This is a genomic window from Dryocola clanedunensis subsp. sulfonylureivorans, from assembly GCF_016756775.1.
Classification (GTDB): Bacteria; Pseudomonadota; Gammaproteobacteria; order Enterobacterales; family Enterobacteriaceae; genus Dryocola; species Dryocola clanedunensis.
In genome coordinates this window covers 86495-105318 of record NZ_JAERMU010000017.1, presented here as the reverse complement: position 1 = coordinate 105318, position 18824 = coordinate 86495, and the positions used below count along the sequence as shown (strand labels likewise).

Annotated in this window: 22 protein-coding genes; 7 read left to right on the top strand and 15 right to left on the bottom strand. The window is 53.9% G+C overall.

The genetic code is table 11. The features are described 5' to 3' along the window. From HYQ67_RS17360 to fkpA, 9 genes are all read right to left on the bottom strand, one after another. On the bottom strand, positions 1-245 hold a 245-nt coding region (locus HYQ67_RS17360; RefSeq protein WP_000031670.1), incomplete at its 3' end, for a GTP-binding protein. Positions 246-316: 71 nt separating this feature from the next. Further along, positions 317-2431: an elongation factor G gene (fusA, locus tag HYQ67_RS17355; protein ID WP_202305541.1), complete on the bottom strand. Its 2115-nt coding sequence runs from the start codon at positions 2429-2431 to the stop codon at positions 317-319. A 93-nt stretch (positions 2432-2524) separates the two neighbouring features. Beyond that, positions 2525-2995 (bottom strand): 30S ribosomal protein S7, encoded by a 471-nt coding sequence (gene rpsG / locus HYQ67_RS17350; protein WP_017803037.1) that lies wholly within the window; start codon positions 2993-2995, stop codon positions 2525-2527. A gap of 95 nt (positions 2996-3090) precedes the next feature. Next, positions 3091-3465 carry a 30S ribosomal protein S12 gene (rpsL, locus tag HYQ67_RS17345; RefSeq protein ID WP_003023654.1) on the bottom strand — a complete coding sequence of 125 codons (375 nt, stop codon included), beginning with the start codon at positions 3463-3465 and terminating at the stop codon, positions 3091-3093. A 125-nt stretch (positions 3466-3590) separates the two neighbouring features. After that, positions 3591-3878 (bottom strand): sulfurtransferase complex subunit TusB, encoded by a 288-nt coding sequence (gene tusB, locus HYQ67_RS17340; protein ID WP_202305540.1) that lies wholly within the window; start codon positions 3876-3878, stop codon positions 3591-3593. A gap of 6 nt (positions 3879-3884) precedes the next feature. After that, positions 3885-4244, bottom strand: coding sequence for a sulfurtransferase complex subunit TusC (gene tusC / locus HYQ67_RS17335; protein ID WP_202305538.1), 360 nt, complete (start codon positions 4242-4244; stop codon positions 3885-3887). Continuing rightward, positions 4244-4630, bottom strand: a complete 387-nt coding sequence (gene tusD, locus HYQ67_RS17330) for a sulfurtransferase complex subunit TusD (protein WP_202305536.1) — start codon at positions 4628-4630, stop codon at positions 4244-4246. The genes tusC and tusD overlap by 1 nt, the downstream gene beginning before the upstream one ends. Then, a complete protein-coding gene (locus HYQ67_RS17325) occupies positions 4630-5352 on the bottom strand; it encodes a helix-turn-helix transcriptional regulator (protein ID WP_202305534.1) in 723 nt (240 codons plus the stop codon). Before HYQ67_RS17325 ends, tusD begins: the two co-directional genes overlap by 1 nt. 181 nt (positions 5353-5533) lie before the next feature. Further along, positions 5534-6385, bottom strand: coding sequence for an FKBP-type peptidyl-prolyl cis-trans isomerase (fkpA, locus tag HYQ67_RS17320; RefSeq protein ID WP_202305532.1), 852 nt, complete (start codon positions 6383-6385; stop codon positions 5534-5536). 227 nt (positions 6386-6612) lie between these two features. Here fkpA and HYQ67_RS17315 point away from each other — a divergent pair, with 227 nt between their 5' ends. After that, on the top strand, positions 6613-6831 hold the full coding sequence (locus HYQ67_RS17315) for a protein SlyX (protein ID WP_202305530.1): 219 nt from the start codon (positions 6613-6615) through the stop codon (positions 6829-6831). A 56-nt stretch (positions 6832-6887) separates the two neighbouring features. Here the strand turns inward: HYQ67_RS17315 and slyD are convergent, their stop codons facing one another. The 4 genes from slyD to kefG form a co-directional block, all read right to left on the bottom strand. Then, entirely contained in the window at positions 6888-7466 is a 579-nt protein-coding gene (gene slyD / locus HYQ67_RS17310) for a peptidylprolyl isomerase (protein WP_202305528.1), read from the bottom strand. Between the two features lie 94 nt (positions 7467-7560). Further along, positions 7561-7761, bottom strand: coding sequence for a YheV family putative zinc ribbon protein (locus tag HYQ67_RS17305; protein ID WP_202305527.1), 201 nt, complete (start codon positions 7759-7761; stop codon positions 7561-7563). A 12-nt stretch (positions 7762-7773) separates the two neighbouring features. Continuing rightward, the gene (kefB, locus tag HYQ67_RS17300) at positions 7774-9579 is read right to left on the bottom strand and encodes a glutathione-regulated potassium-efflux system protein KefB (protein ID WP_202305526.1); all 1806 of its coding nucleotides are present in this window, start codon (positions 9577-9579) and stop codon (positions 7774-7776) included. Next, positions 9579-10133 carry a glutathione-regulated potassium-efflux system ancillary protein KefG gene (gene kefG / locus HYQ67_RS17295; RefSeq protein ID WP_202305525.1) on the bottom strand — a complete coding sequence of 185 codons (555 nt, stop codon included), beginning with the start codon at positions 10131-10133 and terminating at the stop codon, positions 9579-9581. Before kefG ends, kefB begins: the two co-directional genes overlap by 1 nt. A gap of 120 nt (positions 10134-10253) precedes the next feature. On the opposite strand from kefG, the gene HYQ67_RS17290 reads away from it, so the two are divergent. After that, entirely contained in the window at positions 10254-12158 is a 1905-nt protein-coding gene (locus tag HYQ67_RS17290) for an ABC transporter ATP-binding protein (protein ID WP_202305524.1), read from the top strand. 78 nt (positions 12159-12236) lie between these two features. Here HYQ67_RS17290 and HYQ67_RS17285 read toward each other — a convergent pair whose 3' ends face one another. Further along, positions 12237-12836, bottom strand: a complete 600-nt coding sequence (locus HYQ67_RS17285; RefSeq protein ID WP_202305523.1) for a LysE family translocator — start codon at positions 12834-12836, stop codon at positions 12237-12239. Between the two features lie 61 nt (positions 12837-12897). On the opposite strand from HYQ67_RS17285, the gene HYQ67_RS17280 reads away from it, so the two are divergent. The 3 genes from HYQ67_RS17280 to HYQ67_RS17270 all read left to right on the top strand — a co-directional run bounded on the left by HYQ67_RS17280 (position 12898) and on the right by HYQ67_RS17270 (position 15159). Beyond that, positions 12898-13914, top strand: a complete 1017-nt coding sequence (locus tag HYQ67_RS17280; RefSeq protein WP_202305522.1) for a hydrolase — start codon at positions 12898-12900, stop codon at positions 13912-13914. A gap of 1 nt (position 13915) precedes the next feature. Beyond that, a complete protein-coding gene (locus HYQ67_RS17275) occupies positions 13916-14134 on the top strand; it encodes a YheU family protein (RefSeq protein ID WP_202305521.1) in 219 nt (72 codons plus the stop codon). Between the two features lie 155 nt (positions 14135-14289). Further along, positions 14290-15159 (top strand): phosphoribulokinase, encoded by an 870-nt coding sequence (locus HYQ67_RS17270; protein ID WP_202305514.1) that lies wholly within the window; start codon positions 14290-14292, stop codon positions 15157-15159. 26 nt (positions 15160-15185) lie between these two features. On the opposite strand, the gene HYQ67_RS17265 is transcribed toward HYQ67_RS17270, so the two are convergent. Further along, positions 15186-15590, bottom strand: a complete 405-nt coding sequence (locus HYQ67_RS17265; RefSeq protein WP_202305512.1) for an OsmC family protein — start codon at positions 15588-15590, stop codon at positions 15186-15188. A gap of 319 nt (positions 15591-15909) precedes the next feature. Here HYQ67_RS17265 and crp point away from each other — a divergent pair, with 319 nt between their 5' ends. Together crp and HYQ67_RS17255 are read left to right on the top strand one after the other, a co-directional pair. Next, positions 15910-16542, top strand: a complete 633-nt coding sequence (crp, locus tag HYQ67_RS17260) for a cAMP-activated global transcriptional regulator CRP (protein ID WP_202305510.1) — start codon at positions 15910-15912, stop codon at positions 16540-16542. 187 nt (positions 16543-16729) lie between these two features. After that, on the top strand, positions 16730-18817 hold the full coding sequence (locus HYQ67_RS17255) for a YccS/YhfK family putative transporter (protein ID WP_202305501.1): 2088 nt from the start codon (positions 16730-16732) through the stop codon (positions 18815-18817). The last annotated feature ends 7 nt before the right edge of the window (positions 18818-18824 follow it).

Here is an 18824-nt window from a genome sequence, read left to right as displayed (position 1 = left end):
CAGTCAACGTGCGCATAGTGGCGAGTCGGGGTGTCATATTCAACGTGGGAAGTGTTGATGGTGATACCACGAGCTTTTTCTTCTGGTGCGTTATCGATCTGGTCGAATGCACGAGCAGCACCGCCGTAGGTTTTAGCCAGTACGGTAGTGATTGCTGCAGTCAGAGTGGTTTTACCATGGTCAACGTGGCCGATTGTGCCGACGTTGACGTGGGGTTTTGTACGTTCAAATTTTTCTTTAGACACGGCTATATTCCTTACTGTTGTGCTCTCCCCTCAAGGAGAGAGCACGGGATCATTGTTTTAAAAACCTGGGCTTATTTACCGCGGGCTTCGATTACGGCCTGAGCAACGTTGTTTGGCGCATCATCATACTTCAGGAATTCCATGGAGTAAGATGCACGACCTTTGGTCAGAGAACGCAGCTGAGTTGCGTACCCGAACATTTCAGACAACGGAACTTCGGCATGAATCTGAACGCCAGTAGCGTTAGATTCCTGACCTTTCAGCTGACCACGACGACGGCTAAGGTCACCGATAACGTCACCGGTGTTCTCTTCCGGAGTCTCTACTTCAACCTTCATGATAGGCTCAAGCAGAACTGGTTTCGCTTTCTTAAAGCCATCTTTGAAGGCGATAGAAGCGGCCAGTTTAAACGCCAGTTCAGAGGAGTCAACGTCGTGGTAAGAACCGAAGTGCAGACGCACGCCGAGATCTACTACCGGGTAACCAGCCAGTGGGCCAGACTTCAGCTGCTCCTGGATGCCTTTATCAACGGCAGGGATGTATTCACCAGGAATCACACCACCTTTAATGTCGTTGATGAACTCGTAACCTTTCGGATTTGAGCCCGGCTCCAGTGGGTACATGTCGATCACAACGTGACCATACTGACCGCGACCACCAGACTGCTTAGCATGTTTACCTTCAACATCGGTAACTTTCGCGCGAATCGCTTCACGGTAAGCAACCTGAGGTTTACCGACGTTCGCTTCAACGTTGAATTCACGCTTCATGCGGTCAACGATGATGTCGAGGTGCAGTTCACCCATACCAGCGATGATAGTCTGGTTAGATTCTTCATCAGTCCAAACGCGGAATGATGGATCCTCTTTCGCCAGACGACCCAGAGCCAGACCCATTTTTTCCTGGTCAGCTTTGGTTTTTGGTTCTACTGCGATGGAGATTACCGGCTCAGGGAATTCCATACGTTCCAGAATGATGACGTTGTCCGGATCACAGATAGTGTCACCCGTAGTCACGTCTTTCAGACCGATTGCAGCAGCGATATCGCCCGCGCGAACTTCTTTGATCTCTTCACGTTTGTTAGCGTGCATCTGTACGATACGGCCAAAACGCTCACGAGCAGATTTCACTGGGTTATAAACGGTATCACCGGAGTTAACCACGCCAGAGTACACGCGGAAGAACGTCAGGTTACCCACGAATGGGTCGGTAGCGATTTTGAATGCCAGAGCAGCAAACGGCTCATCATCACTAGCGTGACGCTCAGAAGGCGTGTCTTTACCGTCGTCCAGCATACCGTTGATAGCCGGTACGTCTGTTGGTGCTGGCAGGTAATCGATTACCGCATCCAGCATTGCCTGTACGCCTTTGTTCTTGAACGCAGAACCACAGGTCACGAGAATGATCTCGTTGTTCAGAACGCGCTGACGAAGTGCAGTCTTGATTTCTTCCTCGGTCAGGTCTTCGCCGCCCAGGTATTTTTCCATCAGCTCTTCGGATGCTTCAGCTGCAGACTCGATCAGGTTCTGGTGCCATTCTTCAGCCAGCTCGACCATGTCAGCAGGGATATCTTCGTATTCGAAGGTCACGCCAGCATCAGCTTCGTTCCAGTTGATAGCCTTCATTTTCACCAGGTCAACAACACCGGTGAAGCCTTCTTCGGCACCAATCGCCAGCTGAAGCGGAACAGGGTTCGCGCCCAGACGGGATTTAATCTGGCCTACAACTTTCAGGAAGTTAGCACCCATGCGGTCCATTTTGTTAACGAACGCGATGCGTGGAACTTTGTATTTGTTAGCCTGACGCCATACGGTCTCAGACTGTGGCTGAACACCACCAACTGCGCAGTAAACCATTACCGCACCGTCAAGCACACGCATGGAACGTTCAACTTCGATGGTGAAGTCAACGTGCCCTGGGGTGTCGATGATGTTTACGCGGTGTGGTTCATACTGCTTAGCCATACCAGACCAGAATGCAGTAGTCGCTGCGGATGTGATAGTGATACCACGCTCCTGCTCCTGCTCCATCCAGTCCATGGTTGCTGCGCCGTCATGAACTTCACCGATTTTGTGGTTTACACCGGTGTAGAACAGAATACGTTCGGTAGTAGTGGTTTTACCGGCGTCGATGTGTGCACTGATACCGATATTACGGTAGCGTGCAATGGGTGTTGTACGAGCCATTTGATTCCTCTATATCCTGGGACGTTCAGTTAAGTAACCCAAAGCGGGCAGCTTGAATGAAGCGCCCGCCTGGTGACTAATACTCCGAAGGGATTACCAACGGTAGTGTGCGAACGCCTTGTTGGCTTCTGCCATACGGTGAACGTCTTCACGTTTCTTAACTGCAGTACCTTTGTTCTCTGCAGCATCAGAAAGTTCGTTCGCCAGGCGCAGAGCCATGGATTTATCACCGCGTTTACGAGCAGCTTCTACGATCCAACGCATTGCCAGGGCATTACGACGAACCGGACGGACTTCAACTGGAACCTGATAAGTCGAACCACCTACGCGGCGGGACTTAACTTCGACAGTCGGACGAACGTTGTCCAGAGCGACTTCGAAAGCTTCCAGCTCGTTTTTACCAGAACGCTGAGCCAGGGTCTCCAGCGCGGTATAGACGATTGCTTCTGCAGTAGATTTCTTACCATCTACCATCAGAATGTTTACAAATTTGGCCAGCAGTTCTGATCCGAACTTAGGATCCGGCAGAATTTTACGCTGACCTATGACGCGACGACGTGGCATGGGAATACTCCGTTGTTAATTCAGGATTGTCCAAAACTCAAAGAGTTAAGTTTGACATTAATATAAAACGTTTGGCCTTACTTAACGGAGAACCATTAAGCCTTAGGACGCTTCACGCCGTACTTAGAACGAGATTGCTTACGGTCTTTAACGCCGGAGCAGTCAAGTGCACCACGAACGGTGTGGTAACGAACACCTGGCAAGTCTTTTACACGACCACCACGGATCAGAATCACGGAGTGCTCCTGCAGGTTATGACCTTCACCGCCGATGTAGGAGGTAACTTCAAAACCGTTAGTCAGACGAACACGGCAAACTTTACGCAGTGCGGAGTTCGGTTTTTTAGGAGTGGTAGTATATACACGAGTACATACGCCACGTTTTTGCGGGCAGGCTTCCAGCGCAGGCACGTTGCTTTTTGCAACTTTGCGTGCGCGTGGTTTGCGAACCAGCTGGTTAACTGTTGCCATTAAATAGCTCCTGGTTTTAGCTTTAGCTTCGTAAACACGTAATAAAAACGACCTCATATAATATGAGGACGCAGAATTTTAGGGCTGAGCCGAAAAGGTGTCAAGAAATATACAGCGATCCTGGTCTACCAGGTGATCTGCCGTTCGTGTTTAACCGTCAATCTGACGAAGTGATTATAGCTTACCGCGTCGATTTTGGTTGAAATTTGAGCAGCCAGGCCGCGGGCTTCGAGATCTTCATGCAGCGCAAAGAGAGATATGGGGGCGGCGAGCAGTAATTCAAGCGGGCGGCTTCCTGCGAGGGCTGCAATCACGCCATCCTGAATGAGTAACAGCTCGTCTCCTGCCTTCACGCAACGCAGCAGCGCGTTGATATCCATGGTAAAAGGCGAACGAGATAAAATGTGCAGCATGGGGCCTCAGAAAGTTAATACCACATCGAACTGATGCAGTTTTTCCCGCAACGCCTCCGCCGCGAGCACTTCAACGTCCACCACCCATGCACTGTTTTCAGCTAATCCGCGCTCATGAGCGGACTCTGCGCACAGATAGCATTGCTCAATATCGTAGAGTGGCAACACTCGAAAAGTAGCGATGTAATCGCGGGAAAGAATTTTGTCAGGCCTCTGGTCAGGTAATATCTGAAAAACGCCGTCGCCGATAAAAAACACGCCGATATCTTCCGACAGTGCCGAGGTGGCAAGCAAGGCATCTAACCCTTCACGACCTGCGGAGCTACCGTGAGGTGCCGAAGTAAACACAAAGGCCACGCGTTTCATCAGAATTGCACCGTTCTGTCACAGGTCAGTGACGCTTCAGCCAGCGCACCCAGTCCGCTCAGGATGAAACCGGGTTGCAGGTTGCTTGCGGCCAGACCGTTTTGTTTAGCTTCAGTCTCGTCCACAACACCGCGACGCAGAGCCGCTGCGACGCAGATATGAAGTGCAACGCCATGCTGCTCATGAAGGGTTTGCCACGCGCGTACAACGTCTACCTCATCGCTCGCAGGTGTCGTGAACTGATTAGCGTTGAGGACACCTTCGCGATAGAAGAACACGCTTTTCAGGGTATGACCTTCATTGATGATGGCCTGGGCAAACTGCAACGCGCTGCTGGCCTGCTGCGTTCCATAGGCCGGTCCGGTGACCATAATCGCAAAATGCATTACCGGTCCTGTCCCAGAAAATCCCCGTTCTTGAACTGGCGGATGTAGAGATAAACGGTGTGCTTGGAGATGTTCAGCCGGTCGGCCACCTGATTGATGGCGTCTTTGATATCAAAGATACCCTTCTCGTACAGGTTGAGGACAATCTGGCGGTTCTTGGCGTTATTGGAGACGTTACGATCGGCATTCACCTCTTCAATGGTGAACTCCAGCGTCTGGGTCACCAGATCCTCAACCGAGGAGGCAAAGTTGACGGAGGAAGGCACTTCCTGCGTTTCCGGCGGCACAAACGTCGCCATAATCTGCGAGAAAGGCACGTCCAGGTTGATATTGATGCACAGGAGGCCAATGACGCGTTCATCACGGTTACGAATGGCAATCGTCTCGGACTTCATCAGCACGCCGCTCTTGGCCCGCGTGAAGTAGCATTTGGAGACGCTGCTGTCGGCACCTGTCATGTCATGAAGCATGCGTAACGCCAGATCGGTAATTGGCGAGCCGATTTTTCGCCCCGTGTGCTCACCGTTAGCAATACGAATCGCTGAACACTTTAAATCCTGAAGAGAATGCAGGACGATTTCGCAATGGGAACCAATCAGCATCGCCAGCCCGTCGACCACCGCCTCATAGGATTTTAATATTTCGAAGTCGGTTGGTTCAAAAGGACGCTGGTCCAGCAGGTCAAGCTCGCTGGTTTCGTTGGTCAAAAGCGAATTGGACATTAAAAGATACCACCCTCTAAAGAGAGCCTGTCGCGCTTTATTGGTGTCAGGGCAGACTCATACTCAGTTGCAATGCTGCCTGTTAAGGTAATACAGCGTGAGACCAGCTTTCCAGTCTTTATTATTATATGCCGCGACAAATAAAAAACCGCCGCCCCTGAGGGCGGCGGCTTATGGCTGATTACTTGCTGTTTGCAGCGTCAGCTTTAGCCTCTGGCGCGGCTTCTGCTGCCTGCGCGTCTGCTTTAGGATCTGCCTTCGGTGCCGGTTTGATATCCAGCAACTCTACTTCGAAGACCAGAGTAGAGTTAGCAGGGATCCCCGGAACGCCAGTTTTGCCATAAGCCAGCTCTGGTGGGATAACCATCTTGATTTTGCCGCCTTTCTTGATGTTTTTCAGGCCTTCGGTCCAGCCTGGGATAACACCGTCAAGACGGAAGGAGAGCGGCTCACCACGGGTATAAGAGTTGTCGAACTCTTTACCGTCGATCAGCGTACCTTTGTAGTTCACGACTACGGTGTCGCTGTCTTTCGGCGCTTCACCGGAACCCGCTTTCTCTACCTGATACATCAGGCCTGTAGAAGAGGTTTTCACACCTTTCTCTTTAGCGAAAGCATCACGGAAGGTTTTGCCTTTGTCAGCATTCTCTTTCGCGTCTTTTTCCATCTTAGCCTGAGCGGAGGTCTTCACGCGGGCTTCGAATGCCTGCAGAGTCTTCTCGATTTCCTGGTCAGACAGTTTGCTCTTATCAGCAAACGCATCCTGAACGCCCGCGATCAGCTGGGTTTTGTCCAGTTTGATGCCGAGCTTCTCTTGTTCTTTCAGGGAGTTTTCCATGTAACGGCCCAGCGAAGCACCCAGCGCATAGGCAGATTTCTGGTCGTCATTTTTGAATGACGCGTTGCTTGCAGCAGGGGCAGCGGCGGCGTCTTTGGCAGGGGCTGCCGCGGTAGCTGGAGCAGCGAACGCCGGTGCGCTCAGGGCAACAGCCATTGTGGTCGCCAGTAACGTTACTTTAAACAATGATTTCATCCATTTCTCCAGGGCCGGGGCCTCTAACCCCAAGGTTATTTTAAATAAGAGACGTACTATAACGTCGCCAGAGAAAACTACACAATCTCCGTGCTCGTTATCGAGACAAATTCAGACTCTTTTTGTATGAAGAAGTTTCGTCTTACGCCAAATGGCGCTGTCACTAGCGTTATTTTTCAGTAAAATCCGTGCTAATTGTCCATCCGCAGGCAAGCAAGAGGTGAGCCATGCAACAAAAATCGACCGAACAACGGCTGGAAGAACTTGAGAGTCGTCTCGCATTTCAGGAGATCACTATCGAAGAGCTAAACCAGACAGTCACGGCGCACGAACTGGAGATGGTCAAACTGCGCGAACATTTTCGCCTGCTGGTAGATAAGCTTAAAGCAAGCCAGCCTTCGATGATCGCCTCCCAGGCCGAAGAGACCCCACCGCCGCATTATTAATTGCCGGAAAAGAAAAAGGCGCGTCAACCGACACGCCTTTTTTTATCGCTTTACGCTTAGTGACAGCCGCAGCCGCCATTACCGCCGCAACCACCTTTACCATGGTCGTGGTCGTGGTCATGGCCGTGACCACCACAGCAACCACCTTCGTGGTCGTGATGATGATCGTGCTCGCCGTGAACGTGGCCGTGAGCCAGTTCTTCAGCGGTAGCTTCACGAATCGCGATAACTTCAACGTTGAAGTTCAGGTTCTGACCAGCCAGCATGTGGTTGCCGTCAACAACGACGTGGTCGTCTTCAACTTCGGTGATTTCAACCGGGACCGGGCCCTGGTCGGTTTCAGCCATGAAACGCATGCCAACCTGCAGTTCGTCAACACCCATGAACACGTCTTTAGGCACGCGCTGCACCAGATTGTCGTCGTACTGACCGTAAGCATCGTTAGCACCGACGGAAACGTCAAACTTGTCGCCAACAACGTGACCGTCGAGCGCGGTTTCCAGCCCTGAAATCAGGGAGCCGTGACCATGCAGATAGTCCAGCGGCGCACTGACCGGAGACTCATCAACCAACACACCGTCTTCTGTACGTACCTGATAGGCCAGGCTGACCACCAGGTCTTTTGCTACTTTCATGATATCTCCTGAGCGTGGGAAAAAAACTGGCGACGATTGTAGCGGAAATCGACGCCGGTGTACCCTTAAGCTTAAAAAAACTCGGGGGATCTCGCTAGTCCGGATGGAAAATGCCGATGACCTGCTCTTGTTCGCGTACGTGCTCACGGGCCTGTTTATCCGCTTCCCGCATCTGATGACCGCACTTAACGCACTCAACGATATCGATATTATTCTCGCGCCACATCGCAAGAGAATCCTGAGCCTGGCACTGGGGACAGATGGCCCCGGCAATAAAACGTTTGCGCACTGACATTGGCTTTACCTTCTATTCAAACTCGTCCCAGCCATCTAACTGGCGACGCTCATACTGCATTTCACGTTCAAAAATCTCTTCCAGCTCCCGTCGGGCCTCTTTCACTCTGGAAATCTGCGCCGTATCCGTATGAATCGGCATCAGCTCACGCAGCATTCGCATATCCAGGCGGCGGAAGTGCAGCTGAGCTCGGTGAGCCTGATGAGGATGCATCCCAAGCGTCATCAACGCTTTACGACCAAGCTCCAGGGCGCTGGAGAATGTTTCACGTGAAAACTGTTTCACGCCGGCCTGCAATAATTCATGTGCTTCCACACGTCCTCTGGCCCGCGCCAGGATGGCCAGGTGTGGAAAGTGCTGCTGACACAGATGAACAATTTTCATCGTGTCCTCCGGTTCATTGCAGGTAATCACGATGGATTTCGCCGCCTCCGCACCGGCCGAGCGCAACAGATCAACTTCGGTCGCATCACCGTAATAAACTTTGTAACCATATTTGCGCATCAGGCTGACCGAGCTGATATCCCGTTCAAGTACCGTAATACGCATCTTGTTTGCCATAAGCAAACGCCCGATAACCTGCCCGAATCGCCCGAAACCAACAATAATGACCTGCGGCTGATCGTCTTCTACGTAGGGCTTCTCATCGTTCTCTTCAACAATATTAAAACGACGTGCAAGAATGGCATCAACGCCTTTCATTAATAACGGCGTCGTCATCATCGAGAGCGTGACGGTCACCAGCAGCATGGGCAGCTGATCCCCCTGAAACAGCTTCTGGGACGAAGCCGTGGAGAACAGCACAAACGCAAACTCTCCGCTTTGACTGAGCACGCCAGAGAACTGTAGCCGCTCCGAGCTGCGCAGCCCGTAAATACAGGAGATGACGTACAGCACGGCAAACTTCAGTGCCACCAGCGCAACGACACCGCAGATAACCAGCAGCAGATGGGTATAGAGCACGCCAAGGTTTAGCGCCATGCCCACCGAGATAAAGAACAGCCCAAGCAATAATCCTTTGAACGGATCGATAGCGATTTCCAGTTCGTGCCGGTATTCGCTTTCTGCCAGCAGCACGCCCGCAATAAACGTTCCCAGCGCCATCGACAGCCCCAGCGCGTCCATAAACAATGCCGAACCGAGTACCAGCAACAATGCGGCGGCAGTAAAGACCTCGCGCACGCCGGACCCGGCGATAAAGCGGAACAAAGGTCGCAGCAGATAGCGTCCGCCAATTAACATGCCCGCAAAGGCCAGCACTTTAAAACCAACCTTTATCCAGTCGGTATGTCCGTCGTCGTTGCCTGCCAGCAGCGGTACCAGAGCCAGCGCCGGGATCACGGCTAAATCCTGAAACAACAGCACCGAAAAGCCGAGCTGTCCCGCTTCGTTACGGTTCATCCCTTTGTCGCGCATCAGCTGTAAAGCCATCGCGGTCGAGGACATGGCGAGGCCAATGCCGCCAATCACCGCCGCCTGCCACGAAAACTTCGTCAGCATCAACAGCCCGGCAAGCACCGCGGCGCTCAACAGCACCTGCGCCGCCCCCACGCCAAATATAGATCGACGTAGCTGCCAGAGTTTCGACGGATTCAGTTCAAGCCCGATGATAAACATCAGGAACACGACGCCCAGCTCCGAGAAGTGGAGGATTTCATCCACGTCGCTGATAAAACCTAACCCCCACGGGCCAATGGCAATCCCCGCCAGCAAATAGCCAAGCACGGCACCAATGCCCAGGCGAGCGGCAATCGGCACGGCGACGACGGCGGCAAACAAGAAAAGTACGCCCGCCAGCAACAAATCAGACCCTTCCATCAGCGGCCTCCCGGCAATAATGGGGCTGCAAGCCAGTCGCCGTAGGCTCTCGCATGGCTCACCAGTTCCTGTTTTGATTGTCGCCGCGCCCAGTAAACGATCATGGGGTTCAGCCACTGCATCCGGCACATTGCCGCCGTTAGCTCAAAAGGGCGCAGGATATCGGTCAGTGGAAAACGATTAAAACCATCGTGGCGGTATGCGCCTTCCGGCTCACCGGTAGTAATCACGCTACGCCAGTATTTTCCCGCCAGCGCGTTGCCGCCAACGCCGCTGGCAAAGCCACGGCTCAGAACGCGGTCCAGCCACTCTTTTAGCAGCGCCGGACAGCTATAGGTATAAAGCGGATGTTGGAAAACAATGACATCGTGCTCTTGCAGCAGGGCCTGCTCGTGATAGATATCGATAAAAAAGTCGGGATAGTGTGCATAAAGATCGTGCACGGTAACATTTGCAAGCTGCTGAGCCGGCTGAAGCAGAACCCGGTTAGCGACCGAGTCCTGTGATTCCGGATGGGCATACAGCAGCAAAACTTTCGGCGGCTGCGACATCATTACCCTCCAGGGCGTCGTCATAGTGATTGTTTTGGGCTACCATGCAGCCCGACGTGATGCCAGGCACCACGTTACCCAAATATAATGACAATTTAACATACTCTGAACATACGGCGCTTTATGATTGTTTTCTCCTCGTTACAAATTCGTCGCGGCACCCGCGTCCTGCTGGACAACGCGACCGCCACCATTAACCCAGGCCAGAAAGTCGGTCTTGTGGGTAAAAACGGCTGCGGTAAATCCACGCTGCTGGCGCTTTTAAAGAACGAGATAAGCGCCGATGGTGGCAGCATGACCTTCCCGTCCAACTGGGCGCTGGCCTGGGTGAATCAGGAAACCCCGGCGCTGGATATGCCGGCCATTGAGTACGTAATTGACGGCGATCGCGAGTTCCGCCAGCTGGAAGCGGAACTGGCGCAGGCCAACGTGCGCAACGACGGTCACGCCATCGCCCTGGTTCACGGCAAGCTCGATGCGGTAGATGCGTGGACTATCCGCTCCCGCGCCTCGAGCCTGCTGCACGGTCTGGGCTTCAGCAACGAACAGCTCGAACGCCCGGTCAGCGATTTTTCCGGCGGCTGGCGTATGCGTCTGAACCTTGCCCAGGCGCTGATTTGCCGCTCCGACCTGCTGCTGCTTGATGAACCTACCAACCACCTTGATCTGGACGCGGTCATCTGGCTGGAAAGATGGCTGAAGAACTATCCGGGCACGCTGATCCTGATTTCTCACGACCGTGATTTCCTCGATCCGGTGGTCGGCAAAATTATTCATATCGAACAGCAGAGCATGTTCGAGTACACCGGCAACTATTCGTCGTTTGAGGGACAGCGTGCGACACGCCTTGCCCAGCAGCAGTCAATGTATGAAAGCCAGCAGGAACGCGTCGCGCATCTGCAAGGCTTTATCGATCGCTTTAAAGCTAAAGCCTCCAAAGCGAAGCAGGCGCAAAGCCGTGTGAAAATGCTCGAGCGCATGGAGCTGATTGCCCCGGCACACGTGGACAACCCATTCCACTTTAGTTTCCGCGCGCCGGAAAGCCTGCCGAACCCGCTGCTGCGAATGGAAAAAGTCAGCGCCGGTTATGGCGATCGCGTCATTCTGAACTCCATCAAACTCAACCTGGTGCCGGGTTCACGTATCGGCCTGCTGGGCCGCAACGGCGCAGGTAAATCAACGCTGATTAAACTGCTCGCGGGCGAGCTTGCACCGCTACAGGGGGATATTGGTCTGGCAAAGGGCATCAAGCTCGGCTACTTCGCACAGCATCAGCTTGAATATCTGCGCGCAGACGAATCCCCGCTTCAGCATCTGGCACGTATAGCACCTAAAGAGCTGGAACAGCAGCTGCGCGACTATTTAGGCGGCTTTGGCTTCCAGGGCGATAAGGTTACAGAGCGCACCGAGCGTTTCTCCGGCGGCGAAAAAGCTCGTCTGGTTCTGGCGCTCGTGGTCTGGCAGCGCCCTAACCTGCTGCTGCTCGATGAACCAACGAACCACCTCGATCTCGACATGCGCCAGGCGTTAACCGAGGCGCTGATCGACTTCGAAGGCGCGCTGGTTGTCGTCTCGCACGACCGCCACCTGCTGCGCTCAACCACCGACGACCTCTATCTGGTACACGACGGGAAAGTGGAAGCCTTCGATGGCGATCTGGAAGATTACCAGCAGTGGTTAAGCGATCTGCAAAAGCAGGAAAACCAGCCGGACGATGCCGCAAAAGACAACGCCAACAGCGCTCAGAACCGCAAGGATCAGAAGCGCCGCGAGGCAGAACTGCGCACCCTGACCCAGCCGCTGCGCAAGCAAATCACCACGCTTGAAAAGCAGATGGAAAAGCTCAACAAGCAGCTGGCAGAGGTCGAAGAGAAGCTGGCGGACAGCGCTATCTACGAGCAAAGCCGGAAAGCGGAAATGACCGAATGCTTGCAAACGCAGGTGAAGGTGAAGTCGGCGCTCGAGGGGTGCGAAATGGAGTGGCTGGACGCCCACGAGCAGTTAGAACAGATGATGCAAGGCGAGTAAGAATTTGTAGGTCGGTTAAGCGTAGCGTCATCCGAAAATGTAGATGGCGGGAGCGCTTCGCTTTCCCGCCTTACAGGATCAGCGCCAGATTAGCAGCACGCAGGCAGCCGTCAGCAGGCCCATAAAGATATTGAAGATGACCCAGGCGCGGCGGCTGCGCAGGAGTTTGCCAATCAGGCTACCGAACGCAATCCAGATGACGCCAGCCACAATGTTCACCAGCGCAATGCCAATGCTGATTAACACGACGGAATGCAGATACTGGGAACCGGCGAGGCTGAAGCTGGCAACCGCGCCCAGCGCCATCAGCCAGGCTTTCGGGTTGATAACCTGCAACAAACCACCCTGCCAGAAAGGGATAGGCGTCGGCGGTGCTGCATCGGTTTCCAGGCGTTCATAGGTGGCCGTGCCGATTTTCCATGCCAGCCACAAAAGATAAATACTCCCGGCAATCTTCAGGATAAGGTGGAGCGCCGGGTAGAGCAGGATAAGACTACCCACGCCGCAGGCCACCAGCAGTAAAATGCACTGCATGCCAAGCATGATGCCAATCATCAGCGGCAGACTGCGGATGAATCCGTAATTGGCCCCGGATGAGGTAAGTAACGTATTATTCGGACCTGGGGTGATCGCGGCGACCCAAAGAAAGCCCAGCATTGATAAGAAAAGCGTTTCCATGACGTGGGTGCTCCACACCCAAAAGTAATAATGAGCAACTGAACGAAACTAACAGTGTGATATGGATCAAACAAGCCCTGTAGAATTGAATTTTAATCATGATGACGGCGAGCCATTCCGCCCCATGCGCGGTATGAGCAACCCTCACCTGCAGACCATGCTTCCGCGTGTGATCCGTCGTCGTGTCAAATTTAAGCCCCACTGGCAGCGTCTTGATATGCCGGATGGAGATTTCGTCGATCTCGCCTGGAGCGAAGATCCTCGCGAAGCTATGCATAAACCTCGCCTGGTGGTGTTTCACGGCCTGGAGGGGAGCCTGCACAGCCCGTACGCTCACGGCTTGATTGAGGCGGCGCAAAAGCGCGGCTGGCTGGGCGTGGTGATGCATTTTCGTGGCTGTAGCGGCGTGCCAAATCGCATGGGACGAATCTATCACTCCGGCGAAATCGAAGATGGCAGCTATTTCCTTAACTGGCTGACGCAGCGCTATGGCGAAGTCCCTACCGCCGCGGTCGGCTACTCGCTCGGCGGTAACATGCTGGCCTGCCTGATGGCAAAACAGGGGGCAGACTGCACGCTGGACGCCGGGGTTATCGTCTCTGCACCACTGATGCTGGAACAGTGCTGTTATCATATGGAACAGGGCTTTTCGCGTTTTTATCAGCGCTACTTGCTCAATCTGCTGAAAAAAAATGCCGCCCGAAAACTGAGAAGCTACCCCGGCACGCTGCCGGTGGATCTGCGCCAGCTGAAGGGTGTACGCCGGATCCGTGAATTTGACGATCTGGTCACGTCAAAAATTCATGGTTTCGCCGATGCGCTGGATTACTACCGTCAGTGCAGCGCTATGCCGCTGCTGCCGGATATTGCCAATCCTACGCTTATCATTCATGCAAAAGACGACCCGTTTATGGATCACCACGTGATCCCCGATAAAACGACTTTACCGGCTAATATTGAATATCAGCTCACCACCCACGGCGGCCACGTTGGCTTCGTCGGCGGCACTTTACGCAAGCCGGAGATGTGGCTCGAACAACGCATTCCCGACTGGCTAACGCGGTACCTGGATAAATAACATGTTGCTTCCCTGGCAGGAAATAGACCCCGAGACGCTGGATAATCTCATCGAATCCTTTGTGTTACGTGAGGGGACAGATTATGGTGAACAAGAGCGCTCATTGTCGGCCAAGGTCGCAGACGTGAAACGCCAGCTGCAAAGCGGCGAGGCGGTGCTGGTCTGGTCTGAACTCCACGAGACGGTAAATATCATGCCGCGCGGCCAGTTCCGCGGCTGATTAACAATACTTCCGGCTCTGGCCGTTGTAGGGTGGATAAGCGCCAGTGCCATCTACCACTGCGCCCAGGTCAGGTGACGCAAAGCTTACCCGCCCTACGAAAACGCTCCGATCGCTTAACCTTACACTGAATTCACCCATGGAGTTGTCGCCCTATGTCAGCCAAACATCCGGTTATTGCCGTCACTGGTTCCAGCGGTGCAGGAACAACGACCACCAGCCTTGCCTTCCGTAAAATCTTCCAGCAGCTGAACCTGCGTGCCGCAGAAGTGGAGGGTGACAGCTTCCACCGCTATACCCGCCCGGAAATGGACATGGCTATCCGTAAGGCTCGCGACCTGGGGCGACATATCAGCTACTTTGGCCCGGAAGCCAATGACTTTGGCCTACTGGAGCAGACATTCGCCGAATATGGCCGTAGCGGTCAGGGCAAGTCCCGAAAGTATCTCCATACCTACGATGAAGCCGTGCCGTGGAACCAGATCCCCGGAACATTTACGCCCTGGCAACCCCTGCCGGAACCCACGGACGTGCTCTTCTATGAAGGTCTGCACGGCGGCGTGGTGACACCTCAGCATGACGTAGCTAATTATGTAGACTTGCTGGTAGGCGTGGTGCCCATCGTCAACCTGGAGTGGATCCAGAAACTGATGCGCGATACCACCGAACGCGGACACTCGCGGGAGGCGGTGATGGATTCCGTTGTCCGTTCGATGGATGACTACATCAACTTCATTACGCCCCAGTTCTCACGCACCCATATCAACTTCCAGCGCGTGCCGACGGTAGACACGTCGAACCCGTTTGCGGCTCGCGGCATTCCCTCGCTGGACGAAAGCTTTGTTGTGATTCACTTCCGTGGCCTGGACAATATCGACTTCCCTTACCTGCTGGCGATGCTGCAAGGCTCATTCATTTCTCACATCAATACATTAGTGGTGCCGGGGGGAAAAATGGGTCTGGCGATGGAATTAATCATGACGCCGCTGGTGCAGCAGCTGGCCGAGGGCCGGGATATCATTTAGGGCGGCGAAAACCGCCCTGAAAAGGTTTACGCTTCAATCACTTCATAACTGTGCGTAATGTTTGCCGCTTTCTCCAGCATCAGCGCAACAGAACAATATTTCTCCGCGGACAGATCAACGGCGCGCGATACGGCATTGTCCTTAAGATCTTTGCCGGTCACGATAAAGTGCAGATTGATGTGGGTAAACAGACGCGGCGCTTCTTCCCGGCGTTCGGAGGTCAGCTTCACTTCGCAGTCGGTCACATCGTGACGACCTTTTTGCAAAATCGACACGACATCAATGGCGCTACAGCCGCCGGCCGCCATTAGCACCACCTCCATCGGGCTTGGGGCTTTATCGCCGGAATTGCCGTCCATCAGGATCTGGTGGCCGGAAGCAGATTCCCCCAGAAAGGTTAACCCCTCAACCCATTTCACTCGTGCCTGCATGCTGCTTACTCCTGTTGAAGTTATTTCTTTCCAGAGTACGCGGATGCAACAGATCTGGCAACGGAAGGCGACCTGCGTCATGCTGAAACGAGACAACAGGAGACACCTGTCGAAAGCTATGCTAAAACAATCCGGATGCAACATTGTGACATTGATTTATTGATGTAACGTATGTATGCAGAGGAGATCACAAATTACAGGCGGCAAGAGTGACTTGCAGGCCATTTCCCGAAAGTGGGAAAATTCTAATGATTGCAACGCCGGACAGGGGTTAGCATCCTGTCTTTGGTAGCCAGTTTATAACAGAGGATAATCGCGCATGGTGCTTGGCAAACCGCAAACAGACCCGACTCTCGAATGGTTCTTGTCCCATTGCCATATTCATAAGTATCCATCAAAGAGCACGCTGATCCACCAGGGCGAAAAAGCAGAGACGCTGTATTACATCGTCAAAGGCTCGGTGGCAGTTCTGATCAAAGATGAAGAAGGTAAGGAAATGATCCTCTCTTACCTGAATCAAGGCGATTTCATCGGTGAATTAGGCCTGTTTGAAGAAGGCCAGGAGCGTAGCGCCTGGGTTCGTGCAAAAACAGCGTGTGAAGTTGCTGAAATTTCCTATAAAAAATTCCGTCAGCTTATCCAGGTCAACCCGGATATCCTGATGCGTCTCTCCTCGCAGATGGCTCGTCGTCTGCAAGTCACCTCAGAAAAAGTCGGTAACCTTGCCTTCCTGGACGTGACCGGACGTATCGCCCAGACGCTGCTGAGCCTGGCTAAACAACCAGATGCTATGACCCACCCGGACGGGATGCAGATTAAAATCACCCGCCAGGAAATCGGTCAGATCGTGGGTTGCTCCCGTGAAACCGTTGGTCGTATCCTGAAAATGCTCGAAGATCAGAATCTGATCTCCGCTCATGGTAAAACGATCGTCGTTTACGGCACTCGTTAATTACCGCATTAAAAATGGCGTGTCGCCCCGGCAACACGCCTTTTTTTGTCTCTGAATTCCTTCGCCTTATCAATAATTCAAGTTGCAGGTAGGCAGTGAGGAAGTTCATCCGCAGGTGCTGATATCCATAAGCATCTGGGGTGAGGGAGAACAGCCAACACCCCTGCGACCGGAAGAATGACGAGGAATGTGGCGCCGACTGATTTATCACCCCGAGGTTAACTATGCACTGCGCCAGACGCTGGTGTTGTGTTTACCTGTGGCGGTGGGTCTGGTGCTTGGCGAGCTCCAGTCTGGGCTGCTTTTCTCATTAGTGCCCGCCTGCTGTAACATTGCCGGTCTGGATACCCCTCATAAACGCTTCTTCAAACGCCTGATCGTCGGTGGCAGCCTGTTTGCTATCAGCAGTCTGATCATGCAGCTGATGCTGCTTTACACTACCGTCCCGCTACCCGTCATTCTCTTCAGCATGGCTATGCTGCTTGGCGTTACCGCTGAAATCAGCGCCCTGCACGCTCGCCTGCTCCCCGCCTCGCTGATCGCCGCTATTTTTACCCTGAGCATGGCGGGGAATATGCCAATATGGGAGCCGATGCTGCTCTATGTCTCCGGCACGATTTGGTATGGCGTCTTTAACTGGTTCTGGTTCTGGATGTGGCGGGAGCAGCCGCTGCGGGAGTCGTTAAGCCTGCTTTATCGCCAGCTGGCGGAGTACTGTGAGGCGAAATATAGCCTGCTAACCCAGCATACCGATCCGGAAAAAGCACTGCCGCCGCTGCTTGCCCGTCAGCAAAAAGCTGTGGACCTGATTACCCTCTGCTATCAGCAGCTGCACATGCTGTCTGCCAGTCAGCAAAATGGTTACAAACGCCTGCTGCGCGCCTTCCAGGTCGCGCTGGATTTACAGGAGCACATCTCCGTCAGCCTGCACCAGCCGGAAGAAGTCCAGAAGCTGGTCGAGAAAAGCCATGCCGAAGCGGTGATCCGCTGGAACGCACAGACTATTGCCGCTCGCCTGCGGGAGCTGGCGGACGATATTCTCTATCACCGCTATCCCCGCCGCTTCGTCATGGACAAGCAGATTGAGGCGCTGGAAAAGATAGCCCGTCAGAATCCGGATAATCCGGTAGGTCAGTTTTGCCATTACCATTTCAGCCGCATTGCCCGAGTGCTGAGGACCCAGCGCCCGCTATACGTTCGCGACCTGATGGAAGATCGCCAGCGCCGTCTGCCGCTGTGGGCCGCGCTCAAGAGCTATCTCTCCTTTAAGTCCGCCGCCTTACGCAACGCCGGGCGGCTCGGGGTGATGCTGGTCGTCGCCAGCCTGCTGGGCGCGTCCCTGCACCTGCCCAAGCCGTACTGGATTTTGATGACGGTAATGTTCGTCACGCAAAACGGCTACGGCGCCACGCGGGTGCGCATCCTCCACCGTTCTGCGGGAACCATCGCGGGGCTGGGCATCGCCGGTATCGCCCTGCACTTCCACTTCCCGCAGTACATCGCGCTGACGGCAATGTTAATCATCACGCTGGTGAGCTACCTGTTTATCCGCAAAAGCTACGGCTGGGCGACCATCGGCTTTACCGTCACGGCGGTATACACCCTGCAGTTGATAACCCTGAGCGCCGAGCAGTACATCGTTCCCCGGTTGATAGACACCCTGCTGGGCTGCCTGATCGCCTTCGGCGGCATGGTGTGGCTCTGGCCCCAGTGGCAAAGTGGCCTGCTGCGCCAGAATGCCCACGATGCGCTGGAAGCCGATCAGGAGGCCGTCAGGCTGATATTAAGCAGCGATCCGGAACCTACCCCGCTGGCTTATCAGCGCATGAGGGTTAACCAGGCCCACAACGCGCTGTTCAACTCGCTGAACCAGGCGATGCAGGAACCTGGGTTCAACTCGCACTATCTGGCGGATATGAAACTGTGGGTGACGCACAGCCAGTTCATCGTCGAGCACATCAACGCCATGACGACGCTTGCCAGGGAACACAACATGCTGACACCCGATCTCGCCCAGCGCTATCTGCAGTCGTGCGAAATCGCGCTGCAGCGATGCCAGCAGCGGCTGGAATACGACGGTCCGGGTGAAACAAGAGACGCAACAATTCTGGATGCCGAAGCGCTACCCACCGGGCCGTTAAGCACCATGGAGCAGCATTTACATCGTATTCTGGGCCACCTCAACACCATGCATACCATTTCGTCGGTAGCATGGCGTCAGCGGCCTCATCATGGGATATGGCTGAACCGGCGGTTAGGGCGATCCAGCAAGTAGAAAGGGA

Excerpts from the sequence above, each read along its gene's own strand:
- kefB (WP_202305526.1), bottom strand. The coding sequence starts at position 9,579 with ATGGAAGGGTCTGATTTGTTGCTGGCGGGCGTACTTTTCTTGTTTGCC.
- HYQ67_RS17305 (WP_202305527.1), bottom strand. The coding sequence starts at position 7,761 with ATGTCAGTGCGCAAACGTTTTATTGCCGGGGCCATCTGTCCCCAGTGC.
- HYQ67_RS17315 (WP_202305530.1), top strand. The coding sequence starts at position 6,613 with ATGCAACAAAAATCGACCGAACAACGGCTGGAAGAACTTGAGAGTCGT.
- HYQ67_RS17275 (WP_202305521.1), top strand. The coding sequence starts at position 13,916 with ATGTTGCTTCCCTGGCAGGAAATAGACCCCGAGACGCTGGATAATCTC.
- rpsL (WP_003023654.1), bottom strand. The coding sequence starts at position 3,465 with ATGGCAACAGTTAACCAGCTGGTTCGCAAACCACGCGCACGCAAAGTT.
- tusC (WP_202305538.1), bottom strand. The coding sequence starts at position 4,244 with ATGAAACGCGTGGCCTTTGTGTTTACTTCGGCACCTCACGGTAGCTCC.
- HYQ67_RS17265 (WP_202305512.1), bottom strand. The coding sequence starts at position 15,590 with ATGCAGGCACGAGTGAAATGGGTTGAGGGGTTAACCTTTCTGGGGGAA.
- slyD (WP_202305528.1), bottom strand. The coding sequence starts at position 7,466 with ATGAAAGTAGCAAAAGACCTGGTGGTCAGCCTGGCCTATCAGGTACGT.
- HYQ67_RS17285 (WP_202305523.1), bottom strand. The coding sequence starts at position 12,836 with ATGGAAACGCTTTTCTTATCAATGCTGGGCTTTCTTTGGGTCGCCGCG.
- HYQ67_RS17255 (WP_202305501.1), top strand. The coding sequence starts at position 16,730 with ATGTGGCGCCGACTGATTTATCACCCCGAGGTTAACTATGCACTGCGC.
- HYQ67_RS17290 (WP_202305524.1), top strand. The coding sequence starts at position 10,254 with ATGATTGTTTTCTCCTCGTTACAAATTCGTCGCGGCACCCGCGTCCTG.
- tusD (WP_202305536.1), bottom strand. The coding sequence starts at position 4,630 with ATGCATTTTGCGATTATGGTCACCGGACCGGCCTATGGAACGCAGCAG.
- crp (WP_202305510.1), top strand. The coding sequence starts at position 15,910 with ATGGTGCTTGGCAAACCGCAAACAGACCCGACTCTCGAATGGTTCTTG.
- tusB (WP_202305540.1), bottom strand. The coding sequence starts at position 3,878 with ATGCTGCACATTTTATCTCGTTCGCCTTTTACCATGGATATCAACGCG.
- fusA (WP_202305541.1), bottom strand. The coding sequence starts at position 2,431 with ATGGCTCGTACAACACCCATTGCACGCTACCGTAATATCGGTATCAGT.
- HYQ67_RS17270 (WP_202305514.1), top strand. The coding sequence starts at position 14,290 with ATGTCAGCCAAACATCCGGTTATTGCCGTCACTGGTTCCAGCGGTGCA.
- rpsG (WP_017803037.1), bottom strand. The coding sequence starts at position 2,995 with ATGCCACGTCGTCGCGTCATAGGTCAGCGTAAAATTCTGCCGGATCCT.
- kefG (WP_202305525.1), bottom strand. The coding sequence starts at position 10,133 with ATGATGTCGCAGCCGCCGAAAGTTTTGCTGCTGTATGCCCATCCGGAA.
- HYQ67_RS17325 (WP_202305534.1), bottom strand. The coding sequence starts at position 5,352 with ATGTCCAATTCGCTTTTGACCAACGAAACCAGCGAGCTTGACCTGCTG.
- HYQ67_RS17280 (WP_202305522.1), top strand. The coding sequence starts at position 12,898 with ATGGATCAAACAAGCCCTGTAGAATTGAATTTTAATCATGATGACGGC.
- fkpA (WP_202305532.1), bottom strand. The coding sequence starts at position 6,385 with ATGAAATCATTGTTTAAAGTAACGTTACTGGCGACCACAATGGCTGTT.